The sequence below is a fragment of the Amycolatopsis sp. CA-126428 genome (genome assembly GCF_002904335.1).
Classification (GTDB): Bacteria; Actinomycetota; Actinomycetes; order Mycobacteriales; family Pseudonocardiaceae; genus Amycolatopsis.
The window spans coordinates 1-21,118 of sequence record NZ_PPHF01000149.1 but is presented as its reverse complement, the minus strand read 5'-3'; the positions used below and the strand labels follow the sequence as shown (position 1 = coordinate 21,118).

20 protein-coding genes are annotated in these 21,118 nt (G+C 73.6%); 10 read left to right on the top strand and 10 right to left on the bottom strand.

The features are described 5' to 3' along the window. Positions 1 to 70 precede the first annotated feature (70 nt). From C2L58_RS36645 to C2L58_RS36635, 3 genes are read left to right on the top strand one after another with little or no spacing between them, the layout of a single operon-like run. Positions 71 to 889, top strand: a complete 819-nt coding sequence (locus tag C2L58_RS36645; protein ID WP_103342311.1) for a carotenoid biosynthesis protein — start codon at positions 71 to 73, stop codon at positions 887 to 889. After that, positions 868 to 1,968: a glycosyltransferase gene (locus tag C2L58_RS36640; RefSeq protein WP_103342230.1), complete on the top strand. Its 1,101-nt coding sequence runs from the start codon at positions 868 to 870 to the stop codon at positions 1,966 to 1,968. Before C2L58_RS36645 ends, C2L58_RS36640 begins: the two co-directional genes overlap by 22 nt. After that, positions 1,965 to 3,476, top strand: coding sequence for a phytoene desaturase family protein (locus C2L58_RS36635; protein WP_103342229.1), 1,512 nt, complete (start codon positions 1,965 to 1,967; stop codon positions 3,474 to 3,476). The genes C2L58_RS36640 and C2L58_RS36635 overlap by 4 nt, the downstream gene beginning before the upstream one ends. Positions 3,477 to 3,560: 84 nt before the next feature. Here the strand turns inward: C2L58_RS36635 and C2L58_RS36630 are convergent, their stop codons facing one another. After that, positions 3,561 to 4,289 (bottom strand): CDP-alcohol phosphatidyltransferase family protein, encoded by a 729-nt coding sequence (locus C2L58_RS36630; protein WP_233226145.1) that lies wholly within the window; start codon positions 4,287 to 4,289, stop codon positions 3,561 to 3,563. Between C2L58_RS36630 and C2L58_RS36625 the strand changes: the two genes are divergently transcribed. The 4 genes from C2L58_RS36625 to C2L58_RS36610 all read left to right on the top strand — a co-directional run bounded on the left by C2L58_RS36625 (position 4,257) and on the right by C2L58_RS36610 (position 8,327). Then, positions 4,257 to 5,135 (top strand): YhjD/YihY/BrkB family envelope integrity protein, encoded by an 879-nt coding sequence (locus tag C2L58_RS36625; RefSeq protein ID WP_233226144.1) that lies wholly within the window; start codon positions 4,257 to 4,259, stop codon positions 5,133 to 5,135. The two genes, C2L58_RS36630 and C2L58_RS36625, sit on opposite strands and share 33 nt — an antisense overlap. 112 nt (positions 5,136 to 5,247) lie before the next feature. Further along, the gene (locus tag C2L58_RS36620; protein WP_103342226.1) at positions 5,248 to 6,135 is read left to right on the top strand and encodes a MerR family transcriptional regulator; all 888 of its coding nucleotides are present in this window, start codon (positions 5,248 to 5,250) and stop codon (positions 6,133 to 6,135) included. Positions 6,136 to 6,317: 182 nt separating this feature from the next. After that, complete coding sequence (locus tag C2L58_RS36615; protein ID WP_103342225.1) at positions 6,318 to 7,208, top strand: MerR family transcriptional regulator; 891 nt, start codon at positions 6,318 to 6,320, stop codon at positions 7,206 to 7,208. 108 nt (positions 7,209 to 7,316) lie between these two features. Then, positions 7,317 to 8,327 carry a DUF5914 domain-containing protein gene (locus C2L58_RS36610; RefSeq protein ID WP_199191628.1) on the top strand — a complete coding sequence of 337 codons (1,011 nt, stop codon included), beginning with the start codon at positions 7,317 to 7,319 and terminating at the stop codon, positions 8,325 to 8,327. Between the two features lie 448 nt (positions 8,328 to 8,775). On the opposite strand, the gene C2L58_RS36605 is transcribed toward C2L58_RS36610, so the two are convergent. From C2L58_RS36605 to C2L58_RS36585, 5 genes are all read right to left on the bottom strand, one after another. Further along, positions 8,776 to 9,591, bottom strand: coding sequence for a carbohydrate ABC transporter permease (locus C2L58_RS36605; protein ID WP_103342310.1), 816 nt, complete (start codon positions 9,589 to 9,591; stop codon positions 8,776 to 8,778). 32 nt (positions 9,592 to 9,623) lie between these two features. Beyond that, positions 9,624 to 10,568 (bottom strand): carbohydrate ABC transporter permease, encoded by a 945-nt coding sequence (locus C2L58_RS36600; RefSeq protein ID WP_103342223.1) that lies wholly within the window; start codon positions 10,566 to 10,568, stop codon positions 9,624 to 9,626. An 8-nt stretch (positions 10,569 to 10,576) separates the two neighbouring features. After that, positions 10,577 to 11,923, bottom strand: coding sequence for an ABC transporter substrate-binding protein (locus tag C2L58_RS36595; protein WP_103342222.1), 1,347 nt, complete (start codon positions 11,921 to 11,923; stop codon positions 10,577 to 10,579). A gap of 258 nt (positions 11,924 to 12,181) precedes the next feature. Next, positions 12,182 to 13,180 (bottom strand): LacI family DNA-binding transcriptional regulator, encoded by a 999-nt coding sequence (locus C2L58_RS36590; protein WP_103342221.1) that lies wholly within the window; start codon positions 13,178 to 13,180, stop codon positions 12,182 to 12,184. Positions 13,181 to 13,213: 33 nt separating this feature from the next. Then, positions 13,214 to 13,813 (bottom strand): TetR/AcrR family transcriptional regulator, encoded by a 600-nt coding sequence (locus tag C2L58_RS36585; protein WP_103342220.1) that lies wholly within the window; start codon positions 13,811 to 13,813, stop codon positions 13,214 to 13,216. A 79-nt stretch (positions 13,814 to 13,892) separates the two neighbouring features. On the opposite strand from C2L58_RS36585, the gene C2L58_RS36580 reads away from it, so the two are divergent. Beyond that, complete coding sequence (locus tag C2L58_RS36580; protein WP_103342219.1) at positions 13,893 to 14,261, top strand: DUF1330 domain-containing protein; 369 nt, start codon at positions 13,893 to 13,895, stop codon at positions 14,259 to 14,261. After that, positions 14,261 to 15,013 (top strand): alpha/beta fold hydrolase, encoded by a 753-nt coding sequence (locus C2L58_RS36575; RefSeq protein WP_103342218.1) that lies wholly within the window; start codon positions 14,261 to 14,263, stop codon positions 15,011 to 15,013. Before C2L58_RS36580 ends, C2L58_RS36575 begins: the two co-directional genes overlap by 1 nt. Positions 15,014 to 15,016: 3 nt before the next feature. Here C2L58_RS36575 and C2L58_RS36570 read toward each other — a convergent pair whose 3' ends face one another. Both C2L58_RS36570 and C2L58_RS36565 read right to left on the bottom strand, forming a co-directional pair. After that, a complete protein-coding gene (locus tag C2L58_RS36570; protein ID WP_103342217.1) occupies positions 15,017 to 16,336 on the bottom strand; it encodes a cellulose binding domain-containing protein in 1,320 nt (439 codons plus the stop codon). Positions 16,337 to 16,466: 130 nt separating this feature from the next. Then, positions 16,467 to 19,499, bottom strand: coding sequence for an MGH1-like glycoside hydrolase domain-containing protein (locus C2L58_RS36565; protein WP_103342216.1), 3,033 nt, complete (start codon positions 19,497 to 19,499; stop codon positions 16,467 to 16,469). Between the two features lie 116 nt (positions 19,500 to 19,615). Here C2L58_RS36565 and C2L58_RS36560 point away from each other — a divergent pair, with 116 nt between their 5' ends. Continuing rightward, entirely contained in the window at positions 19,616 to 19,996 is a 381-nt protein-coding gene (locus tag C2L58_RS36560; RefSeq protein WP_199191627.1) for a VOC family protein, read from the top strand. Positions 19,997 to 20,002: 6 nt separating this feature from the next. On the opposite strand, the gene C2L58_RS36555 is transcribed toward C2L58_RS36560, so the two are convergent. Continuing rightward, a complete protein-coding gene (locus C2L58_RS36555) occupies positions 20,003 to 20,563 on the bottom strand; it encodes a maleylpyruvate isomerase family mycothiol-dependent enzyme (protein WP_103342215.1) in 561 nt (186 codons plus the stop codon). A 1-nt stretch (position 20,564) separates the two neighbouring features. Further along, positions 20,565 to 21,053 (bottom strand): SRPBCC family protein, encoded by a 489-nt coding sequence (locus C2L58_RS36550; protein WP_103342214.1) that lies wholly within the window; start codon positions 21,051 to 21,053, stop codon positions 20,565 to 20,567. Positions 21,054 to 21,118: the final 65 nt, after the last annotated feature.

The window sequence follows — 21,118 nt, the reverse complement described above, 5'->3', positions numbered from 1 at the left end:
TGCCGAAGTGGCCGGAGAAATCGAGTCCACGAGGTTCAAGCCTTTCACCAACGGTTATTCTGCTTCCGTGATGGTTTCGCGGACCGCCGCATTCACCCGCCTCCACCCCACCCCGCCCGCACTGGCCGCCTGGCTCTGCGCCGCGGCGACCGTGCTCTGCCAGATCCTCTACTCGGTGACCGACCCCGGCGGCCGCACACCGCTCACCGTGCTCACGGTGCTGTGCTTCGCGGCCGCTTCCCTCGCCGACGCGTGGTCCCGCTGCGGCGCCCGGGCGGCGGTCACGCTGGCGGCCGTCGCGGGTGGCGGCGGATTGCTGGCCGAGGTGACAGGCCTGCACACGGGAGTTCCGTTCGGGCGCTACGCCTACACCGACCTGCTCGGCTGGCCCGTCGCCGGCGTGCCGGGCGTGGTCCCGCTCGCCTGGCTGATGATGGCGTGGCCGGCCCTGCTGGCCGGCCGGGCGCTGGCCGTGAAACCGGCCGGCGTGGTCGCGGTGGCCGCGTGCGCGCTGGCGGCGTGGGACGTCTTCCTCGACCCGCAGATGGTGGACGAGGGGTACTGGATCTGGGCGTCGCCCGAACCGTCGTTGCCGCTGGTGGCCGGCATCCCGGCCACCAACTTCGCCGGCTGGCTGCTGGTCGCCGTCCTCATCCAGGCCGCGCTGCACCGCTGGGTGCCCCGGCCACCGGACCCGATCCCGGGCCTCGCCGCCGGTCCGGCGCCCGCGTTGTACCTCTGGACGTGGTTTTCCTCGGTGTGGGCGCACTTCGCGTTCTTCGGCCGGCCGTGGGTGGCCGTCGCCGGCGGCGTGCTCATGGGCGCGGTCGCCGTGCCGTTCGCGATCCGGCTGGGGAGGGGATTCCGATGGGCTCGCGTGTCCGCGTGATCGTGCGCGCCGCCGCCTGCGCCGCGGTGGCCGGTGCCGCGCACGCGGCGTACAACGCGCGGATCGTCCGGGCGCCGCGCGAAGGGCCGGCCCGATGCCGCGAAGCCGTGTCGATCCTGCTGCCCCTGCGTGACGAAGCCGACCGCGTCACCCCGGCCCTGCGGTCCCTGCTGGCGCAGCGCGGCCTCGACGACGCCGAAATCCTGGTGCTCGACGACTGTTCCAGCGATGGGACGGCGGACGTCGTCCGCCGCGTCGCCGGGCCGCGGGTGACGCTGCTGACCGGCACCGAGCCACCGCCGGGGATGCTGGGCAAGCCGCACGCGTGCCACCAGCTGGCCCAGCGGGCGCGGGGGAGCGTGCTGGTCTGCGTCGACGCGGACGTCGTGCTGGCTCCCGACGCCGTCGCGGCCGCGGTTTCCCTGCTGCGCGAGGCGGATCTCGACGCGGTGTCGCCGTTTCCCCGCCAGCGCGCGGAGGGGCTCGGGGCCCGGTTGGTGCAGCCGTTGCTGCAGTGGTCGTGGCTGGTGCTGCTGCCGCTGCGGCTCGCCGAGACGTCGCCGCGGCCGTCGCTTTCCGCGGCCAACGGCCAGTTCTTCGTCATCGACGCCGCGATGCTGCGCAAGTGCGGCGGGTTCACCGCGGTCGCGGGCGAGGTGCTGGACGACATCGCGCTGATGCGCGCGGTGAAGCGCGCGGGCGGCCGCGGGGTGGTCGCGGACGGCAGCCGGGTCGCGGAGTGCCGGATGTACGCGACGTGGCCGCAGCTGCGGGAGGGCTACACGAAGTCCCTGTGGTCGGCGACGGGTTCGGCCCCGGCGGCGGTGGCGATCGCCGGGCTGCTGCTGACGGTGTGGGTGCTCCCCGCCGCGGCGGCCCTGGCCGGCTCGCGGGCGGGCCTGGTGGGCTACGCGGCGGGGGTCGCCGGGCGGGTCGTGGCGGCTCGGCGCACCGGGGGCCGCGTGTGGCCGGACAGCCTGGCCCACCCCGTGTCGGTGCTCGCGCTGGCCGGGCTGATCGGCCGGTCGTGGCGGGCGCGGATCACGGGCCGGCTCGTGTGGAAGGGGCGTCCGGTATGAGCGCCGTCGTCGTGGTGGGCGGCGGCATGGGCGGGCTCGCGGCCGCGGCCCGGCTCGCCGCGGCCGGGCACCGGGTCACCGTGCTGGAGCGCGCGGCGTCGTGCGGGGGCAAGCTCGCCACGTTCACCCGGGACGGCTTCACGTTCGACACCGGTCCCTCCCTGCTCACCCTGCCCTCGGTCTACCGCGAACTCTTCGCGGCCACCGGCGCCGACCTGGACGAGCTGGTCGACATCGTCCCGGTCGACCCCGCCTGCCGCTACCGGTTCGCCGACGGCACCGAACTGGCCGTCCCCCACGAGCGGGCGGCGGTCCCCGACGCACTCGAGGCGGCCTTCGGCGGCGGCGCCGGCGACGAGTGGCGCGGGCTGATGCGCGACGCGGAGCGGCTCTGGGGCCTGGTCGGGGAGCCGGTGCTGCGCCGCCCGCTGAACGGCACCCGGGACCTGCTCAAGCACGCCAGGAGCGTCCGGGACCTGATGGCGATCGCGCCGTGGCGCACCCTGCGCGGGATCGGCCGCCGCCTGAGCGATCCGCGCGCCCGGATGCTGCTGGACCGCTACGCGACCTACACGGGCTCGGACCCGCGGCGGCTGCCCGCCGTGCTGAGCGTCGTCCCGTTCGTGGAGCAGGAATTCGGCGCCTGGCACGTCCGCGGCGGCCTGCGCCGGCTGGGGGACGCCCTGCTGGGCCGGCTCGCTGCGCTGGGCGTCGAAGTCCGGACGGACGCCGAGGTCACGGCGATCGAGACCGGCCCGGCCGGCGTCCGCGGCGTCCGCCTGGCCGACGGCGAGCGGCTCGCGGCCTCGGTCGTGGTGGCCAACGCGGACGCGACGCACGTGTACGACGACCTGCTCGACGACGCCCGCACCCGCCGGCCGCGCCGAGCCCTGCGGCGGACGCAGCCGTCGTCGGCCGGATTCGTGCTGCTGCTCGCTTTGCGCGGCACGACACCGGATCCCAGCCACCACAGGGTGTTGTTCCCGGCCGCTTACGACGCCGAATTCGACGCGCTCTTCGGCCGCACGCCCCGGCCGGTCGACGACCCGGCGGTCTACCTCTGCGCGCCGGCGGACCCGCAGCTGCACCCCCCGGGCTGCGAAGCCTGGTTCGTGCTGGTGAACGCCCCCCGCCACGACCCGGCGGCCGGCGTCGACTGGACGGCGCCGGGGCGGGCGGAGCGGTACGCGGACCGGGTGCTCGAAGTCCTCGCCGCGCGAGGCCTGGACGTGCGCGACCGGTTGCTGTGGCGCGAGATCCGCACCCCGGCGGACCTGGAACGCACCACGGGAGCACCGGGCGGCGCGATCTACGGCTCATCGTCGAACGGCCCCCGCGCGGCCCTCCTCCGCCCGGCGAACGCGACGCCGGTACCGGGGCTGTACCTGGCCGGCGGGTCGGCGCATCCCGGGGGAGGGCTGCCGCTGGTGGCGATGTCGGCGGAGATCGTCGCGGGACTGATCGGACCGGCCGGCCGACCCGCGAGCAGCGGCGGCCGGGGCCGATGAGGGCGAGCGGCGGACGCGAACCCGGCGCCGGCCCCGCATCGACGGGCGCCACCCCAAGCGTCGCCCTCAGCCGCGGTCGTGGCCTCACTCCGCACGCCGCCCGAACGCCCGCGCGACACCCACCCACAGATGGGCCAACCCGATGAGTGACAGCCCGGTCCCCAGCACCGCGCAGGTGGTGCCCCACGGCCAGCCCGTCCACGGCGTCCCGGCCGGAACCACCGCCGCCCCGGTGACCGCGACCGCCGGCACGATCAGCCGCGTCGGGCGCTCGGCCACCGTGATCGCCCCCGCTCCGCGCAGGCCCGCCGCCTGGGCGCGGGCCCGGATGTACTCGTGCAGCAGGAGGAGCGCCGCCATCGCCGCGCACCAGGCCGCCGGGGCGCCGAGCACCAGCAACACCGCCACGAACGCCAGTTCCGTCAGGCGGTCCGCGGCCGCGTCGAGGACCGCGCCGAGCGGGCGGGCGCGGCCGGTGCGCAGCGCCACCGCGCCGTCCAGGCCGTCGAACACCCCCGTGGCCACGATCGCCGCCAGGGCGAACCACAGCGCCTCACCCCCGAGCGAGGCCAGCCAGACCGCCGCCAGCGCGCTCAGCACCCCGCAGCCGGTGAGCACGTCCGGCGGCACGCCCAGCACCGGCCGGGCCAGCAGGTGGATCGCCCGCAGCCAGCCGACGGCGAGCGCGCTGCCCGACACGTCGTGCTCGTGCACCCGGGACCAGCCGGCGACCCCGTCGTCCTCCTCGCGCGCCGGGGCATCGACGTGAACGCCCGCGAAGTGGCCCGCCGTGCGGGCGTCGTCCTGCGCCACGCCGGCCGGGAACTCCGCGGCCGGGACCTGTCCCTGTGGGCGGCGGGTGTCACGTTCTTCGCCGTGCTGGCCGTCGTCCCGCTGGCGCTCGTCGCCCTGCGGGGTGCCGCGTTCCTCGGGTCGCCGGCGTTCGTCCGGTACGGCGTTTCGCGCTGGGTCGACGCGCTGCCGCCGGGCCACGGGCCGGGTCCCGCGCTCGAAGCCCTGGCCACGGCCGCCCTCGGCACGTCGTGGACCGCGCTGCTCGTGACCCTGCTGCCGGCCACCTTCTACGGCGAAGGCCTGCTGCGCGGCCTGGTTCAGGTCGCCGGGCAGCCCGCCGGCGCCCTCGTGGGCTGGCGCGGGCGCCTGATGTTCGTGCCCGTCCTCGTCCTCAGCCCGACCCTGGCGATCGCGCCGCTGGCCACCGCCGACACGGTGGCCGGCTTCTACACCCGCGGCGGCTGGGCGACGTTCTGGGGCATCACGCTGTCGTTCCACATCGACTGGCTGATCATCGCCGCGGTGACCGCGATCGTGTTCGCCGGCGGTGCCCCGCGCGGTGTGCGCCGCGGGCCCCTGGTGGTGGGCGCCTTCGCCGTGGCGGCCGTGCTCGCCGGGTTCTTCCACGGGTTCCTCCTGTTCCTGGCCATCCCGCTGGACTGGAGCGTGCCGTTCGGCGGCCTCGGGGCCGTCGGCGCGGTGTCGGCGTTGATCCTGTGGCTCTACCTGCTCCACGTGCTGCTCCTGCTCGGGTACCGGGTGACCCTCAGCGCCGAGTGCACCCGCCTCGGAGCCGCACCCGAAATCGATGCAAAAGCACGCGAGACGCCGGGATGCTCCCGTAAGCCCGGCCAAGCCGCTTGATTTGACCGCGCCTGTCACCCCAAAGCGTTGCACAAGCGATTCGATTGGGCCATCATCGGTGGTACCGCTGCCTGACCCGGGGCCGGTGCGTGGGTGACCAGGGGTGGGGCGAGTGACGACCAGGCCGGAACCGGAGGTCACCGACCGGACCTCGTGGTGGACGACGGGACAGATCGCCACCGCGCTCGGGGTGTCGCCTGTCCTCCTGCGCGCGTGGGACAGCCGGTACGGTCTCGGGCCCGCCCGTCGCGGGCCGGGCGGCCAGCGGTTCTACGGGCCGCGGGAGCTGCACCGGCTGCGGCGCATGAGCGTCCTGGTGAACCAGGGCATCCGGGCCGGGACCGCGGCCGGGCTGGTGCTCTCCGAAGCCGTCACCCCCGCGCGGTCCCGCCTCCGGGCCGGCGAGATCGACCAGGCCGCGGCGGCCGTCGACCTCCACGCGCTGGCCGGCTTGCTCGACGAACTGCTGGCCGGGCACGGCACGATCGCGGCCTGGACCGACGTGCTGACCCCGGTGCTCCGCCGGCAGGGCGAGCGGTGGCAGGCCGGGGAAAGTGCCTTCGCGGCCGAATGGGCCCTGACCGGGGCGGTCTCGGCGGCGCTCGAACGCCAGGCGGCCCGGGCCTCGCCACCACCGCGTGACCGGCCGGTGCTGCTGGCCTGCTGTGCGGCCGAGCGGCACTCCCTCCCGATGCGGGTGCTGGCCACGGTGCTGCGGGAAGCCGGCGTCCCGGTGGTGTTCCTCGGCGAGATGGTGGTACCCGGCGTGGTCGTGCGGACCGCGGCCCGGCTCGACCCGGTGCTGGTGCTGCTCTGGTCGATGACGCCCTACACCGCCGACGCCTCGTTGCTGGCCGAACTCGCCCGCCGGGACGTGCCGGTGCGCGCGGCCGGGCCGGGCTGGCTCCCGGTCGGCGGGCGCGTCGGCCCGGTGGTCAACGGGTTGCCGGTCGCGCTGCGGGCGGTTTCCGCGCACACCGGGCGAGAGGTCACCGGATAAACTGTGACTTGAGTCACAAAGAGTCCTTCAGGAGGTGCTTCCGGGGTGCCGGGAGTGTCGGCCGGGCGCCGGATGCCGTATCCGTTGAAGCGGACACAGCCGGTCGCAGGCTGTTCCGCCGGGGCGGCACCGCGTGGTGGCCGCACCGGCGGACGTCCCTGGCGTGTGGGAACGTGGTGTTGATGGACGTCGACGCGGTGAGTGGCCGGGACGGGCCCCGGGCCGGGGGTTCGTGGACGCCCGGCAAGGTCGCCGAGCTGCTCGGCGTCTCGCCGGTGACGCTGCGCACCTGGGCCGCGCGGTACGGCGTCGGCCCGACGCTGCGTGACGACGGGCGCCACCGGCGGTACTCCGACGCCGACGTCCGCCGGCTGCAGTACATGCAGCGGCTCATCGACCGCGGCATGCGGGCCAGGGAAGCCGCCGCGGCGGCGTTCTCCGGTGCCGGCGAAGCGGTGCCCGAGATGTCCGTCGACCGGCACATCGAAGAGCTCGAGCGCGCCGCGGAGGACCTCGAATTCGCCTCGCTGGCCGCGCTGCTCGACGAAACGCTGGACGCGCTCGGCCCGGCGTCGGCGTGGACCGAGGTGCTCGTCCCCGTGCTGCGCCACCTCGGCGGCCGCTGGCTGAGCGGCGACGTCTGCTTCGAGTCCGAATGGGCGCTGACCGGCGAGATTTCGCTGGCGCTGCAGCGCTACAGCGCCGGGTTCGCGAACACCCCGCCCGGGCGGGTGGTGCTGCTGGCCTGCTGCCCGGAGGAGCGGCACAGCCTGCCGATGGAGGTGCTGCGGGCCGCCATGGTCGAGGTCGGCATCCCGGCGGTCCACCTGGGCCAGATGGTGCCCGCCGAGACGACGATCGCGATCGCCGCCAAGCTCGACCCGGTCGTGGTGTTCCTGTGGTCGATGTCCGCCAACACCGTCGACGACCTGCTCGTCCAGCGGCTGCGGCGGCGCGGTTTCGACATCGCCACGGCGGGCCCGGGCTGGGCGAACTTCACCGAGCAGGACGTCCCCTGGGTCAACGACCTGGCCGCCGCCCTCGAGCTGGCCACCGAACGCCTGAAGGCGTGAACCCCCGCCCGGGGACCCGGCGAAAGCGTTGCGTAATCGCTCCAGATGGCCGAGGATGACTCGCGTGCCGGTCGCTTCGGCCGGCCGTGGCGGGCGGGAGCGTGTCCGGTGGACCTCAAGCGGCAGGTGATCGAGCGCTGGCCGGCGCGGTGGCCGGTGCAGCCGTTCCGGGAGCCGGCCTGGGCCCGGCAGGAGCCCACCTACGCCGGCTGCAGCCCCGCGCTGATCGAGGCCGCGGTCAAGCGGGCGGGTGCCCGGCCGTCGGGCAACTGGTTCGTCTTCGCCGCCGGCCGCGAAATCCGCGCCGACCGGCCGTTCGGCGTGCGCGTGGGCGGCCGCGAGCTGGTCGCGTGGCGCGGACCGGACGGCGCGCTGCTCGTCGGCCCGGGCGCGTGCCCCCACCTCGGCGCGCCGCTGGAGCAGGCGCGCGTGCACGGCGGCGAGCTGGTCTGCCGGTGGCACGGGCTGCGCGTGGGCGCGGACCGTCCCGGGTGGACGGCCCTGCCGGCCTACGACGACGGCGTGCTGGCGTGGGTCCGCCTCGACCGCATCGGTGGCGAGCAGCCCACGGAACGGCCGATCGTGCCGGTCCGCCCGCCCGGAACCACGGTCGACGCCGTGGCGACGCTGGCCGGGGTCTGCGAGCCCGAAGACGTCGTCGCCAACCGCCTCGACCCCTGGCACGGCGCGTGGTTCCACCCGTACTCGTTCGCGAAGCTGCGGGTGTTGTCGGCGCCGGAGGGCGTCGACGTCGCCGAGGCCGAAGACCGGTTCGTCGTCGAGGTGACGTTCCGGCTCGCGGGGAAGATCGGCGTCCCGGTGGTCGCCGAGTTCACCTGCCCGGGCCCCCGGACCGTGCTGATGACCATTGTGGACGGTGAGGGCACGGGCAGCGTGGTGGAAACCCACGCAACTCCGCTCGGCCCCGGCCCCGGCGGCCGCCCGCGCACAGCGGTGATCGAGGCGACGATCGCCGCCTCCGACCGGCCGGGTTTCGCCAGGGCGGCCCGGATGGCGCCGGTGCTGCGGCCGCTCATGCGCCGTGCTGCCGCCCGGTTGTGGCGGGACGACCTCGCGTACGCGGAGCGGCGTTACGCGTTGCGCGAGGATCACCGCTGATCCGCTGGCGACGCCGGGATCACCCGCCGCTCAGCGATCGTGCGCGGGGCGTTCTCACCACAGGGCCGTCGCCACCGGGCCGATGGCCCCGATCGCGGCCACTGACACGAAGCCGGGAAGACCCAGCGGATCGGCGATCTCGGCGAGGTCGCCGCGACCGGCACCGGCCGCCAGCGCGAAGGGCGTTGTGAGCGCGACGGTTCGCCGGTGAGGGTGAGGCCGCCGGTGCCGTCCTCCTCGCAGATGTGCCCGTCGGCGCGCGACGCGATCGCGGACCGCGATGGTGAAGCGGGGGCGGGCCTGCGCCAGCAGGCCGGCGGCGGTGTCGTCCCAGACGAGCCGTCCGGTGGACGAGCGCTTTCGCCAGCCCGAGCCGCTGCGCGTTGCCGAGGAAAAGCGTGCGGGCGCGGTGGCCGGCGTGCTTTTCCGGGATCCGCGGGACGCTGCCTCAGTCCTTGACCGCTCCCGCGGCGAGCCCGGTCCGCCAGAAGCGCTGCAGCGCCAGGAAAGCCAGGATCAACGGGATGATGGACAGCAGCGAGCCGGTGACCACGACGGCCTTCAGGTCGGGGTCGCGGGTGATCTGGGTGTTCAGGGTGTACAGCCCGAGGGTCACCGGGTACAGCCGGTCGCTGGTCAGCATCACCAGCGGAAGCAGGAAGTTGTTCCAGATCGCCACGAACTGGAACAGGAAGATCGTGATCAGCGCCGGGGCCATCAATCGTAGGCTGACCGTGTAGAACATGCGCACGTCGCCGGCTCCGTCGATCCGGCCGGCCTCGAGCAGTTCGTCCGGGACCGACGCCGCCGCGTAGACGCGGGCCAGGTAGACGCCGAACGGGCTGATCGTGCTCGGCAGCAGCACCGACCACACCGTGTTCGTCATCCCGGCGCCGGCGAGCATGAGGAACAGCGGGACGGCGAGCGCGGTCGGCGGCACGAGCACCCCGGCGAGGATGGCGGAGAACGTGGCGGCCCGCCCGCGGAAGGTGAACTTGGCGAGGGCGTAGCCGGCCATCGCCGACAGCAGCGTGGCCGCCGCCGCACCCACCACCGAATACAGCGCGCTGTTCGCCAGCCATCGCAGGTAGAGGCCGTCGCCGAAGGTCACCGTGTCGTGCAGGTTGCGGCCGAGGTGGTTGCCGGAGAACCACAGGCCGAACGTCGTCGAGAGGTCGGAGGCGGACTTCGTGGCGGAGATCGCCAGCCAGACCACCGGCAGCAGGAAGTAGACCGCGGCGACGAACATCGCCGTGGTCACCACGACCGACGAACTCCGGGTGCTCGGTGGGGTGGTCACAGGGCGGCCCTCGCGCGGGTGATCCGGAAGAACAGCCACGACAGGACCGCGATGAGCAGCGTGACGAGCACGCTCATCGCGGCGCCGAGGCCGTAGTTCTGGGCGGAAATCTGGGCGTAGGCGGCCATCGACGGGGTGTAGGACGACGAGACCGCGCTCGAAACGCCGGCCATCACCTGGGGTTCGGTGAACAGCTGGAACGTGCCGATGATGGAGAAGACCCCGGTCAGCACCAGCGACGGCGCGATGATCGGCACCTTGATCCGCCACGCGATCGCCCAGCCGGACGCGCCGTCGAGCCGGGCCGCTTCGTAGAGCTGGGGCGGGATCGCCTGCAGCGACGAATAGAGGATCAGCATGTTGTAGCCGGTGAACGTCCAGGTGACGATGTTCGCGATCGAGTAGAGGATCACGGTGCCGGACAACAGGTCCGGGTGGATCCCGATCGGGTCGAGCAGCTGGTTGACCGGCGACAGGTTGGGGGCGTAGAAGAAGCCCCACATCACCGCGGCGATCACGCCGGGCACCGCGTACGGCAGGAAGAACGCCAGCCGGAAGAACCGCCGCAGCCGCACGACCGCCGAGTCCAGCGCCAGTGCCAGGAGCAGCGCGAGGCCGAGCATGACCGGGATCTGGACGACGCCGAACAGCAGGACCCGCCCGACCGAGCCGACGAACCCGGCGTCGCCCAGGGCCGCGGTGTAGTTGCCCAGGCCGGCGAACACCTCGACGGGACGGCCGTAGGTGGAGGTCCGGGTGACGGCGGTGAAGCTCTTCACCAGGGCCACGACGATCGGGGCCACGTAGAACACCGCGAACCCGAGCAGGAACGGGGCGAGCAGCAGCCAGGCGGCGCGGGCGCTGCTGCTCGCCCGCCGCCGGCGCGCCACCCGGGGGCGGCGTGGCGCGCCGGCGACGGTCCGGGACGTTGCGACAACCATCGCCTGCCCTACTTCGCCACGGGGATGGACTGGCGTTGCAGGTCGGTGATCGTCGCCGCACCGGCATCCGAGAGCGCCTTGCCGAGCGTCCCGGAACCGGACAGCGCGGCGCCGAAGCCGTCACGGACGTGCGCGTAGGTCTGCTCCATCGACGGTCCCCAGGTGAAGTCCTGGCTGACGCCCTTGCCGGCGTCGCGGAACACCGCGTCGACGTCCTGGCCGCCGAAGAACTGCGTGTTCTCCGGCGACGCCTTCGCCGACTCCTGGGCGGCGACGGTGGCGGGGTAGATGCCGCCCTGGGCGGTCAGGATGGCCAGGGCCTGCGGGTCGCTGTTGAGCCACAGCGCGAACTGCGCCGCCTCGGCCGGGTGCTTGGTCCCGGCGAACACCGCGGTGGTCGAGCCACCCCAGTTGCCGGAGCGCCGCTCACCCTTGGCCCACTGCGGCAGCGGCGCCACGGCCCACTTCCCGGCGGTCGAGGGTGCGGCCTTCGCGATCGTCCCGACGCCCCAGACGGCCCCGGTCCAGGTGGCGATCTGCCCGGAGTCGAGCGCCTTGTTCCACGACTCGGAGAAGCCTTGGTAGTTCGAGACCAGGCCCTGCGAAAGCAGGTTCTGCCAGTAGCCGGCGACCTTGGTGGACGCGGGGTCGGTCAGGTTCACCTTCCACTGCTGCCCGTCCTGGGTGAACCAGTGGCCGCCCGCCTGCCAGACGAGACCGGCGAACCAGTTGACGTCCTTCTGCGGGAAGTGCGTGATCGTGAGGCCGGGGTCCGCGGCGTGCAGGGTCTTCGCGGCCTCGGCGTACTCGTCCCAGGTCGTCGGCACCGGCACGTGGTACTTCTCGAACAGGTCCTTGCGGTAGAACAAGCCCATCGGGCCGGTGTCCTGCGGGATGGCGAAGACGCCGTCGCCGCCCACCGAGGCCTGCGCCCAGGTCCAGTCCACGAACTTCGGCTTGGCGTCCGAGACGCCGGGGCAGGCCGAGATGTCCCGCAGGCCCTGCTGCACGCGGAAACCGGGCAGCGAGTCGAACTCCACCTGGCCGAGGTCCGGCGCCTGGTTCGCCTTCAGCGCGGTGAACATCTTGTTGTAGGTGCCCTGGTTGCCTTGCGGCGTCTGTTCGACGGTGACGTGGATGTCGGGGTGGCCCTGGTTCCAGAGGGCGACGGCCTGGTCGATGCCGGGCAGCCAGGACCAGAACGACAGCTCGACCTTGCCGCCCGCAGGCGCACAGGCCGCGGCGGCCGGGGCGGCGGAATCGGCGGAGCCGCAGCCGGAGGTCACCAGGGCGAGCACGGCCACGGCCGCGCCCAGCCGGCGGAGCCGTGTCGTCGGGGGAGAGGTACGCACCATTGCGTTCGGTCCTTTCGAGGGGGCGGCGGCTTCAGCCGAGACCCGGCGCGGTCAGCCGGGCGAAGAGGAGGGGGAGCGCGGGCGCGACGCGTGGCGGGAGGTGCGGCGCAGGCGTCCTCAGCGTGCCGGTGCCCATGCCGGTCTCTCCTCTCCGCCGAGTGTCGGGAACGTTCCCGGGAATGTTCCCGGCCCCTGCTCCCGGGGAGTATGCGCACCTCGGCGGGACCCCGTCAAGGGGCTTTGCTCGACGGATTCGACTCAGGCGGTCGCGCGGGTGATCAACGAAACCGGCAGCGAAATCCGGTCGGCGGTGTCCGCCAGCAGGGCCCGGACCAGGGCCTGGCCGTGGTCGTACTTGTGGATCCGGACTGTGCTCAGCGGCGGGTTCAGGTACGCCGACATCTCCAGGTCGTCGAAGCCGACCACCGCGCAGTCCCGGGGCACCGCGCCCCCGCGGGCGAGGACCGCCTGGACCGCCCCGATGCCCATCAGGTCGTTGAACGCGAAGATGCCGTTGACCTCCGGCCACGCCGAAAGCAGCCGGCGGGTCGCTTCGGTGCCGCCCGGGATGGTCGGCGAGCCCTGGATGATCCGGGCCGAGACGTCGCCGAAGCCCAGCGCCGCGCAGGCCGTGACGAACGCCAGCCGCCGCTCGTCGACCGCGACGCCGACCGAGCTGTCCAGCATGCCGAGGCACGCGTGCGGCCGGCGGGCGAGCAGCTCGACGGCGGCCGCGGTGCCGGTCGCGAAGTCGTTGCTCACCGAGGCCGCCACCTCGGTCGGCAGCTCCCGGTCGGCGACCACCAGCGGGACCGAACGCGCGTAGTCGGCCAGGACGTCGTCGGGCGTGCCGTAGAAGAAGCCGAGGACGCCGCGTGCGGAGCGGGCCAGCGCGTCCTCGATGGCGTCGCGTTCGCGGCCCGGGTCGGCGTCGGTGTTGTACAGCACGACGCTGCAGCCGGCCGCCTCCGCCGCGTCGTACACCCCGCGCGCCACCGCCGGGTAGAAGGGGTTCGCGATGTCGGAGACGATCAGGGCGATGACGTCCGATCGCTGGGTGCGCATGCCCTTCGCCAGCGCGCTCGGCCGGTAGCCCAGCCGGGTCGCCGCCGCCAGCACGCGCTCGCGGGTGTCCGGGGCGATCTCCGGCAGATCGCGCAGGGCACGCGAAACCGTCTGCCGCCCCACGCCGGCTTCCCGGGCCACGTCCTCGATCGTCACGCGCTTGACGCGCGGCAGCCGCCCGCGTTCCGTCACGCCGTCACCTCCCTCCGCGGTCAGACGCCGAGCCTAAGGGGTCAGGGCGCGGCGCCACTGGGCGGTGACGCTCCGGCGCAGCGCTTCGGTGTCGGCACTGCCCGGGTCGAGCAGCCGCTGCAGCGCGATCCCGCGCAGCTGCCCGACCACGGCCGTCGCGACCTCGCCCGCCCCGGCGCCGGGGTCGATGCTGCCGTCCGCGATACCGGCTTCGACGTCTTCCCGCAGGTCGGCGCGGAAGGCGGCGTCCCGCTCGCGGAAGATCGGGGCCAGCTCCGGCTGGGTGGCGGCTTCCGCCCACAGCAGCAGGAAAGCCTGGTTGAACACGCCGATCCGGCCGAGCTCGCCGAGGTAGCCGTCGATCAGCCGCAGCAGGCGGTCGAGACCGGGCGGGAGGTCTTCGAGGCCCGGGACGAACCCGGCCTGCGTGGCCCGCGCCAGCCGTTCGACCAGCGCCTGCTTCCCGCCGAAGTGGTGGGTGACGATGCCGCGGCTGTACCCGGCGCGTTCGCCGACGCGGGCGAGGGTCAGCGAGCGCACGCCCTGCTCGACGACGAGCTCGGCGGCGGCGGTCAGGAGCGCGGCTTCGGCCTGGTCGCGGCGTTCCTGCTGGGTGCGGCGTGCGGAGGGCATGAACGCAGCCTAGCAAACTAACTTGCGTGTCGGCCGACAAGTATGTGTAGGGTGGTGGCGAAGACCCCAGGAGGTTCTGATGATCGAAATCGAAGACCGCGCCCTCGACGCCCTGCTCGCCGACGACCCCGGCGGCCCGGTCGTGATGCTCAACCTGCTGCGGTTCCGCCCGGACGGCGGCCGCGAAAGCTACCAGCGCTACGCCGAAGCCGTCGGTGCCGAACTCAATCCCCGCTACGGCCTGCAGGTGCTCTACCTCGGCAACGGCGATCCGGCACTGGTCGCCGAGGACGGGCAGGCGTGGGACATGGTGGTCCTGGTGCGCTACCCGGACAGGCGGGCGTTCGCGGCCATGATCCGCGACCCCGAATACCAGGCCATCACCCACCTGCGCACCGAGGCGCTGGTGGAATCGGTGCTGCAGCCGACGACGCCGGTGGCGGGCTGATGCCCGCGGTGTTCGTCCACGGCAACCCGGAGACGGCGGCGGTCTGGGACCTGCTGCTGGCCGAGTTGTCGCCGTCGCGGTCCGATCTGGTCTGCCTGTCGCCGCCCGGTTTCGGCGCGCCCCTGCCCGACGGGTTCCAGGCCACCCCGGCCGGCTACCGGGACTGGCTGGCCGCGGAACTGGCGGCCTTCGGCGAGCCGGTCGACCTGGTGGGCCACGACTTCGGCGGCACGCACGTCGTCAACGTCGTGCTGAGCCACCCGCACCTGGTCCGCAGCTGGGTCAGCGACACGCTCGGCGGCTTCGACCCGGACTACGAGTGGCACGAACTCGCCCGCCGCTGGCAGACCCCGGGCGTCGGCGAGGCCGACGTCGCGGCGCGGTTCGGTGCCGCGGCCGAAGAGCGGACGGCGGCGCTGGTGGAACGCGGGATGGCGCAGGCGGTCGCGGCCCGCGTCGCGGCGGGGCAGAACGAGGCGATGGGCCGGGCGGTGCTCACCCTGTACCGGGCCGCCGCCGCGACGGGTGCGCACGGTCTCGGGCTGCCGCTGGAGAACGCGGCGGCCCGGCCGGGTCTGGCCATCCTGGCCACGGCCGACCACGTCGTCGGCACCGAGGCGCAACGTCGCCGGGCGGCCGCCCGGGCCGGGGCCCGGGTCGCCGTCCTCGACGGCCTGGGCCACTGGTGGATGACCCACGACCCGGCCGGCGCCGCCGCGGCGCTGACCGGGTTCTGGGCGACCGTCCGCTGAGGATCAGCGGGCGGTGCAGGTCAGCCCGGCCAGCGGCTGGGACGTGCCGGTGACGACGGCGCCCCAGGTCGTCGTCGCGCCGGCGGCGAGCGTCCCGTTGTAGGTGGCGTTGGCCGCCCGCACCTGCTGGCCGGTCTGGGTGGGCACGGCGTTCCACGAGTTGGTCATCTGCTGGGTGCCCGCGAACGAGAACGCCGTCGTCCAGCCCGACAGCGCGGTGGAGCCGGTGTTCTTGACGGTGAACTCGAGCTGGTGGCCGCCGTTCCACGAAGACGTGACCGCGGCGGTCGCCGTGCACGACGCCCCGGCCGGAGTGGTCGGCGTGGTGGGGGTCGTCGGGGTGGTCGGCGTCGTCGGAGTCGTGGTCGGGGTGCTGGTCCCGGTCGTGTAGCTGATGCCGGTGTAGGCGGCCCCGCAGCCGGAAAGGCATTGGTCCGGCAACGTGAATCGGTAGACGCGGCCGTCGTTGACGAGCGCGTCACTCGCGTCCCGGACGCGGATCGCGTACGCGGTGCCCGCCGTGGCGGTCGGGCCGATGATGAAGGCCTGCCCCAGGTCGCTGTCCGGCTGCGCCTGCTGCCAGCTGCCGTCCGCGCCGAGGAACTCCACGCCGTGGACGCCGTTGGGCAGGTGCGACACGGCGATGGCCGTCCAATACCGTTGCGCGCCTTGGAGGAAGCCGAGTTTCAGGTCGCCGGTGTAGCTCGGCGCGGGCACGTAGGACCACGAAACCCGCCGGTTGTTCCAGTGCGCGGGGTTCATGTCGCCGACCGGGACGCCGTTCTTCACGAACCGGTTGAGCGACGCGGTCGACAGGTCGAGGTGCCCGGGATCGTCGCGGCACCAGGCGTTCGAGTCGCCGCAGCTGTCGGCCACGACCATGGTCAGCTGGGCGCCGGCGTAGCCGTCGGTCACCCAGGACCCGTTGCGGCAGAACGGTTGTCCCGGGGCGCCGTCGTTGACGCCGGTGCAGTAGTCGCCGATGGTGACCTGGACGAACCGCCCGCAGTTGCGGCCGTTGTCCCACAGGCCGATCTTCGCGGCCTGCGACGGCGGGATCGGCCGCGGGTAGAAACTGTAGTCGCCGGGGGTGTTGTAGACGTTGAGGGCGACGAAATCGGGCGAATCGAGCACGTCCTGCGGCAGGCCGCAGCCGCCGTAGGGGGCGCCGAGCGCGTCGAAGTGGGTGGCGTTGCCGGTGATGGGGGCGGCCGGCGCGGCGCCCGACTTCCACGGCCACAGCAGGGAAACGGTCACGACGAGGACGGCGATCACGGCGAGCACACCCGGGCGCGCGGCCATCCGGCGGGAGGCGGATCCCATGGACTCTCCTTCCGCCTTCGGTCACCGCGACCGGCGGACGAGCAGCCCCGGGCGGCGATGTCTGGAAGCGCTCCCAGAGTCCCCGCGCACCAGCCGTTTGTCAATCGCCTCCTCGCCGTCACGCGCGCTGTTATGCGGGCCCGCGGGCCACGACGGTCAGCCGGTCGAGAGTCAGCCGGCCGGTCGTCAGCCGCAGCCCGATCGCCGGCGACCAGCCGGCGGCGACCGCCGAGCCGGTCGGGATCGTGCGCAGCAGCTGCCACCGGCCCTGGTGGCCCAGCCAGCTCGTCAGGCCGCCCCGGTGGTCGGCCACGACGGCGAACCGGTCGCCCGGCGCCCAGGTGACCGCGGTGCAGCACCCGCCGGTCACGTCGTCGCCGTAGTCGCGCCCGCCCGCGCGCACGTCCGCGCCGGACGTGCCGAAGTGGTTGTTGTACCAGGCCAGGGCGAGATCGTCGGGCCCGTCGGCGCGGCCGAGGAGCACGCTGTCCTCCGGCGCCCCGCCGGCGAAGGCGCGGGGTTCGAGGAGCACCGCGAAGTCGCCGGCCGGGGCGGCCACCGGCGCCACGAGCACAGCGGACGACTGCCGGCTCGCGGACGCGACCAGAGCGCCGTCGGCCTGGCTCAGTTCGGGCGCCGGTTCCCCGAACCGCGCGCCGATCCGGTACGGCTTCAGCTGGTTACCGCTGAAGTCGTCGTCCCAGACCGGGGTGCCGAAATCGGCCGGATCGAAGACGACCTCCGCCCGCACGAGGTCCGCGGTGCTGCGCACCGGGGTGCCGTGGTCGAGCGTGCTGACCAGCAGCCGCACCGGGGCCTGGGTGCCGACCGGCGTGCCGGCGGGGGCCGTCACGCGCCACCGCAGCGGCACGGGCCGGCCCGGCGTGAGCCGGACGTCACCGGCCGGGCCGATCGGCTGGGCCGTCCAGCCCCGCGGCAGGGTGAGTGCGGGCCGGACCGTCGTGGCCTGCGAACTGCCGACCGTGCCGCTGATTTCGACCGGCTGCCCGGGCCGCACGCTCACCGGGCCGTCGGGGAGCCGGACGTCGAGCCGCTCGTCCTCGGCGCGCCACGCCTGCACCGCCGTGATCCCGACCGCGCCACCGTCCACTCTGGACGGCAGGACGCGGAGCCCGTCGGTGCGGACCGGCGGCTGGACGAGGACGCGGTTCGGCTTGCCCCGCACCGGTGTCGCCGGTTCTCGTTGCCGGCCGGGGAGATCGGCCCACGTCCCGTCGGCGGCGCGGTACTGCAGGGCGTAGGAATCCGGCGTGCGGACGCCGCCACCGTCGTCGTAGAAGGAGATCCGCACGTCGGAGACGTCGGTGGCCGCACCGAGGTCGACGGCCAGCCAGTCACCGCGGTTCGGGCTGCCGTAGTTCGTCCAGCGCGTCGACGGGACGTCGAGGTCGAAGTCCTGGCCGTCGATCGCGTTCGCCGGGCTGTCCGCGTGCCAGGTGTAGGACGCGGACGCCGCCGGGTAGCCGGTGCGGGCGGGGTTCGCCAGGTCGTCGACGACGCGGGCGGTGCCGGTCGCCTTGCCCGGGCGCACCGGCACGTCGACCGCCGTCAGGCCGCTCTGGCGGAGCACGAGCTTGCCATCCAGCCAGACGCTCAGGCCGGCGCCCTGCCGGTAGACGTGGCCGTCACGGTCCCAGGCGACGGTCAGGTTCCGGCCGTGGTAGGGCACGTTCTCGACGGCGAAGTGGTCCCAAGTGGACGGAACGAGCGGCGCGAGCCGCACGTGGTCGCCCTGCTGGGGCCGGATGCCGAGCAGCCCGGACAGCACGAGGTCGTCGAACGTCGAGTGGTTGTAGTCGTTGCTGTGCCCGGGGGAGTCGTAGAGCCAGCGGTCTTCGTCGGGGTAGTGCGCTTCGGCGACGTAGGGCACGCCGTTCTTGCGCTGGGTGAGGGCGTACCCGCGCAGAAGGGCGTAGTAGTCCTGCGTCGAGACGTAGGGCTGCGGGGGATAGTCGGTGAGCAGGTTCGCCAGCGCGGTGAGGGTCTGGCTCGTCGCGTAGGGCCAGCTCGGACCCGACCAGCGGCAGCACCCCTGCTGCACGTCGTGCATGAACCACGGGCTCCGCCGTTCGACGGTGGTGGGCCCGAAGGGGGCCGCGAAGCCCGCCGGGTCGGTCACCTGCGCCCACGCGGCGGAGGCACCGGCCGGGGCCATGTGGAAGTACCAGGGCGCATAGCCCATTTCTTCCCGGTCCGCGATCTTGGTGCGCGCGGGGTTGCCGTCCCGCATGACGTGCTTGTAGAACCGGTCGCCGCCGTCCCACAGGACGCGGTCCTGATTCGCCTGCAGGGAGCGGGCATCCCGCTCGTACCGGTCGGCGAGCTGCCGGTCGCCGGGGGCGCCGCGCCGGCGCAGCAGGCTCGCGATGGCCTGCGCGTCACCGTACTGGTAGGCGTTGAGCGTCGGCCGGAAGCCGGCGCCGCCGTGGTAGGGATCCGGGCTCTGGTAGGAACTCGCGGTGTACTCCATGGCGTCCCAGACCGGAACCTGCCAGTAGAGGCCGAGCTGCGCGTCGAACTGGGGTGCCCAGGCGGCCCACTGCCGTTGCAGCTCGGGGAGCCGGTCGACGGCGAAGTCCCACCGGCCGTCGACGGCGGCCCGGGCGAGCACGGCGTCGGCGGCCCAGAACGAGTATTCGTGGGCCCAGTCGGTGGTGTTCTCGTTGAGGCCGTCGGTCGCCGGCTTGGCGCCCGCGCCGCTGCCGCGCAGCCAGTAGTCGACGTAGTCGTCGAGGTACCGGTGGTCGCGCAGCCACCGCCCTTCGTAGAGGTGGTGCCCGGCGGCGGCGTCGATCCCGCCGCCGGGAGCGGAGTACCCGACCGGGCCGAGGAATTCGGAGACGAGCCAGCCGTCGTCCGGGCCCGTGTACTTGAGCGCTTCCTTGTAGGTGCGCCACCGGTAGTAGTAGGTGTCTTCGATCGCCTTGTCCGGCAGGTCGACGAACGGGATGTTGGCCTCGTACCACCCGGGATCGCCGAAGCCGGCGAGCTTCGCGGTGTGGTCGAGCAGGTGCGTCCCGGGTCCGGGATCGGGGTACATCGGCGGTGGGGCGGCTTGGCCGGCCGCGGCGGGGACCGCCGCCGCGGACAAGGCGAGGACCGTGGTGGTCAGGACCGTGCACAGACGTCGAAGCGAGCGCATGCTGACGCTCCTCATGCTCCTGGGGACCGGGCAGGGAGACGGTAGCCGGTCGGATACAACGTTGTAAATACCGCTTTACAACGTTGTATCCGGGCCGCGCCGGGTAGTCTCGGGTCGTGCACCGCAGCCGGTTGTTCGGGATCTTCGTCGACACGCCCACCGCCGAGGCCGGGCCGGCCGCGACGTTCTGGTCCGCCGCGCTCGGGGCGCGGGCCCGGCCGGTGGTGGGCGAAGAACAGTTCACCGCGCTCGACGGCGCCCTGCCCGGCTTGATCCTGGACGTCCAGGCGATCGACGGCGAACCCCGCTACCACGTCGACATCGAGACCGACGACGTGGCGGCGGAGGTCGCCCGCCTGATCGCCCTGGGCGCGGAACCGGTCTCCCGCTGGCTGGAGTGCCACACCCTGCGCGCGCCCGGTGGGCACCTGCTGTGCGTGGTCCCCGTGCACAGCGACCCGGAGACGTTCGAAAAGCTCGCCCGCGCTTGGCCGTGACGAACTTCAGGGGCGCCAGGCCGGGTCGCGGCCGAGGAAACCGATCAGCTGGTCCTGCGCCGAAGCGTCGTCGGCGACCGGTACCGCCGGCCCGAACTGCCCGCTCTCGCGCAGCAAGGACTCCATCGGCTGCATCCCGGCCAGCGTGGCGGCGCAGCGCTCCTCGCCGAGGTCCGGCTCGCGGCCCAGCGCCTTGGCGAGATCCCAGGAGTGCATCCAGACGTCGTTGGTGTAGAACTGGTCGATCGCCTCGTCCACCGGGCGGTCGCCGGTGTGCGGGTTGCTGAGCACCCGCCCGGCCGGGTCGTCGAGGATGGCCTGGATGTCGGCGACGTGCTGCTTCCAGGCGCCGGCCGGGTCGGCGTCGACGGTGAGCGCCGGGAGTTCGATCCCGGCGCCCCGCAGGAATCCGCGCGGCCATTCGACCAGGTGCCGCACCACGTCGAGGGCGGTCCAGTCCGCGACCGGGCTGGGGCGCGTCCAATCGCCGGCCGAGGCCGACTCCGTCAGCTCCGTGAAGCGGGCGGCTTCCTGCGCGTGCCGCTGGGCGGGTCCCGTGGCCGTCATTTCACGCCTCCTTGGCGAGCAGTGCGTCGAGCTTGGCGTAGCCCTCGTTGATCCCGACGTCCATGCCGCTGGCCAGCATGCCGTCCCGGGTCGCGAAGTCCGGCACCACGCTCAGCACCCGCAGCCGGGTGCGGCCGCCCTCGATTTCTTCCAGGGTCAGCGTTTCCAGGGCGACGCCGTCGGGCTCGCCGTCGTAGGTGAACGTCCACACGATCCGCTCGTTCGGCCGCACGTCGTGGAAGCTGCCGTGGAAAGCGGCGATCTCCTCGCCGCCGCGGTCGTTGGCGAAGGCCCACTCGCCGCCCGTGCGCGCGTCCCACCGCGTGATCCTCGTGGTGACCGAGTGCGGTCCGACCCACTGCGCGTACAGCTCGGGGTCGATGTGCGCGCGGAACACCTGCTCGGGGGCGGCGTCGAACTCCCGGACGAGCCGGATCGTCGGGACCTTGTCGTCGGCCAGGATCTCGGTTTCGTGCGTTGTCACGGTCACTAGTGCACCCTCTTTCCTGCGAGTCCTTGGATGGGGCTTGTGGTAGGAACTAGGCGGAAGCCGGG

What these genes read in the sequence shown, in the direction of transcription:
- C2L58_RS36570 (WP_103342217.1), bottom strand. Translation starts at nt 16,336, where the DNA reads ATGGGATCCGCCTCCCGCCGGATGGCCGCGCGCCCGGGTGTGCTCGCC.
- C2L58_RS36595 (WP_103342222.1), bottom strand. Translation starts at nt 11,923, where the DNA reads ATGGTGCGTACCTCTCCCCCGACGACACGGCTCCGCCGGCTGGGCGCG.
- C2L58_RS36645 (WP_103342311.1), top strand. Translation starts at nt 71, where the DNA reads ATGGTTTCGCGGACCGCCGCATTCACCCGCCTCCACCCCACCCCGCCC.
- C2L58_RS36600 (WP_103342223.1), bottom strand. Translation starts at nt 10,568, where the DNA reads ATGGTTGTCGCAACGTCCCGGACCGTCGCCGGCGCGCCACGCCGCCCC.
- C2L58_RS36575 (WP_103342218.1), top strand. Translation starts at nt 14,261, where the DNA reads ATGCCCGCGGTGTTCGTCCACGGCAACCCGGAGACGGCGGCGGTCTGG.
- C2L58_RS36640 (WP_103342230.1), top strand. Translation starts at nt 868, where the DNA reads ATGGGCTCGCGTGTCCGCGTGATCGTGCGCGCCGCCGCCTGCGCCGCG.
- C2L58_RS36580 (WP_103342219.1), top strand. Translation starts at nt 13,893, where the DNA reads ATGATCGAAATCGAAGACCGCGCCCTCGACGCCCTGCTCGCCGACGAC.
- C2L58_RS36615 (WP_103342225.1), top strand. Translation starts at nt 6,318, where the DNA reads ATGGACGTCGACGCGGTGAGTGGCCGGGACGGGCCCCGGGCCGGGGGT.
- C2L58_RS36555 (WP_103342215.1), bottom strand. Translation starts at nt 20,563, where the DNA reads ATGACGGCCACGGGACCCGCCCAGCGGCACGCGCAGGAAGCCGCCCGC.
- C2L58_RS36635 (WP_103342229.1), top strand. Translation starts at nt 1,965, where the DNA reads ATGAGCGCCGTCGTCGTGGTGGGCGGCGGCATGGGCGGGCTCGCGGCC.
- C2L58_RS36565 (WP_103342216.1), bottom strand. Translation starts at nt 19,499, where the DNA reads ATGCGCTCGCTTCGACGTCTGTGCACGGTCCTGACCACCACGGTCCTC.
- C2L58_RS36585 (WP_103342220.1), bottom strand. Translation starts at nt 13,813, where the DNA reads ATGCCCTCCGCACGCCGCACCCAGCAGGAACGCCGCGACCAGGCCGAA.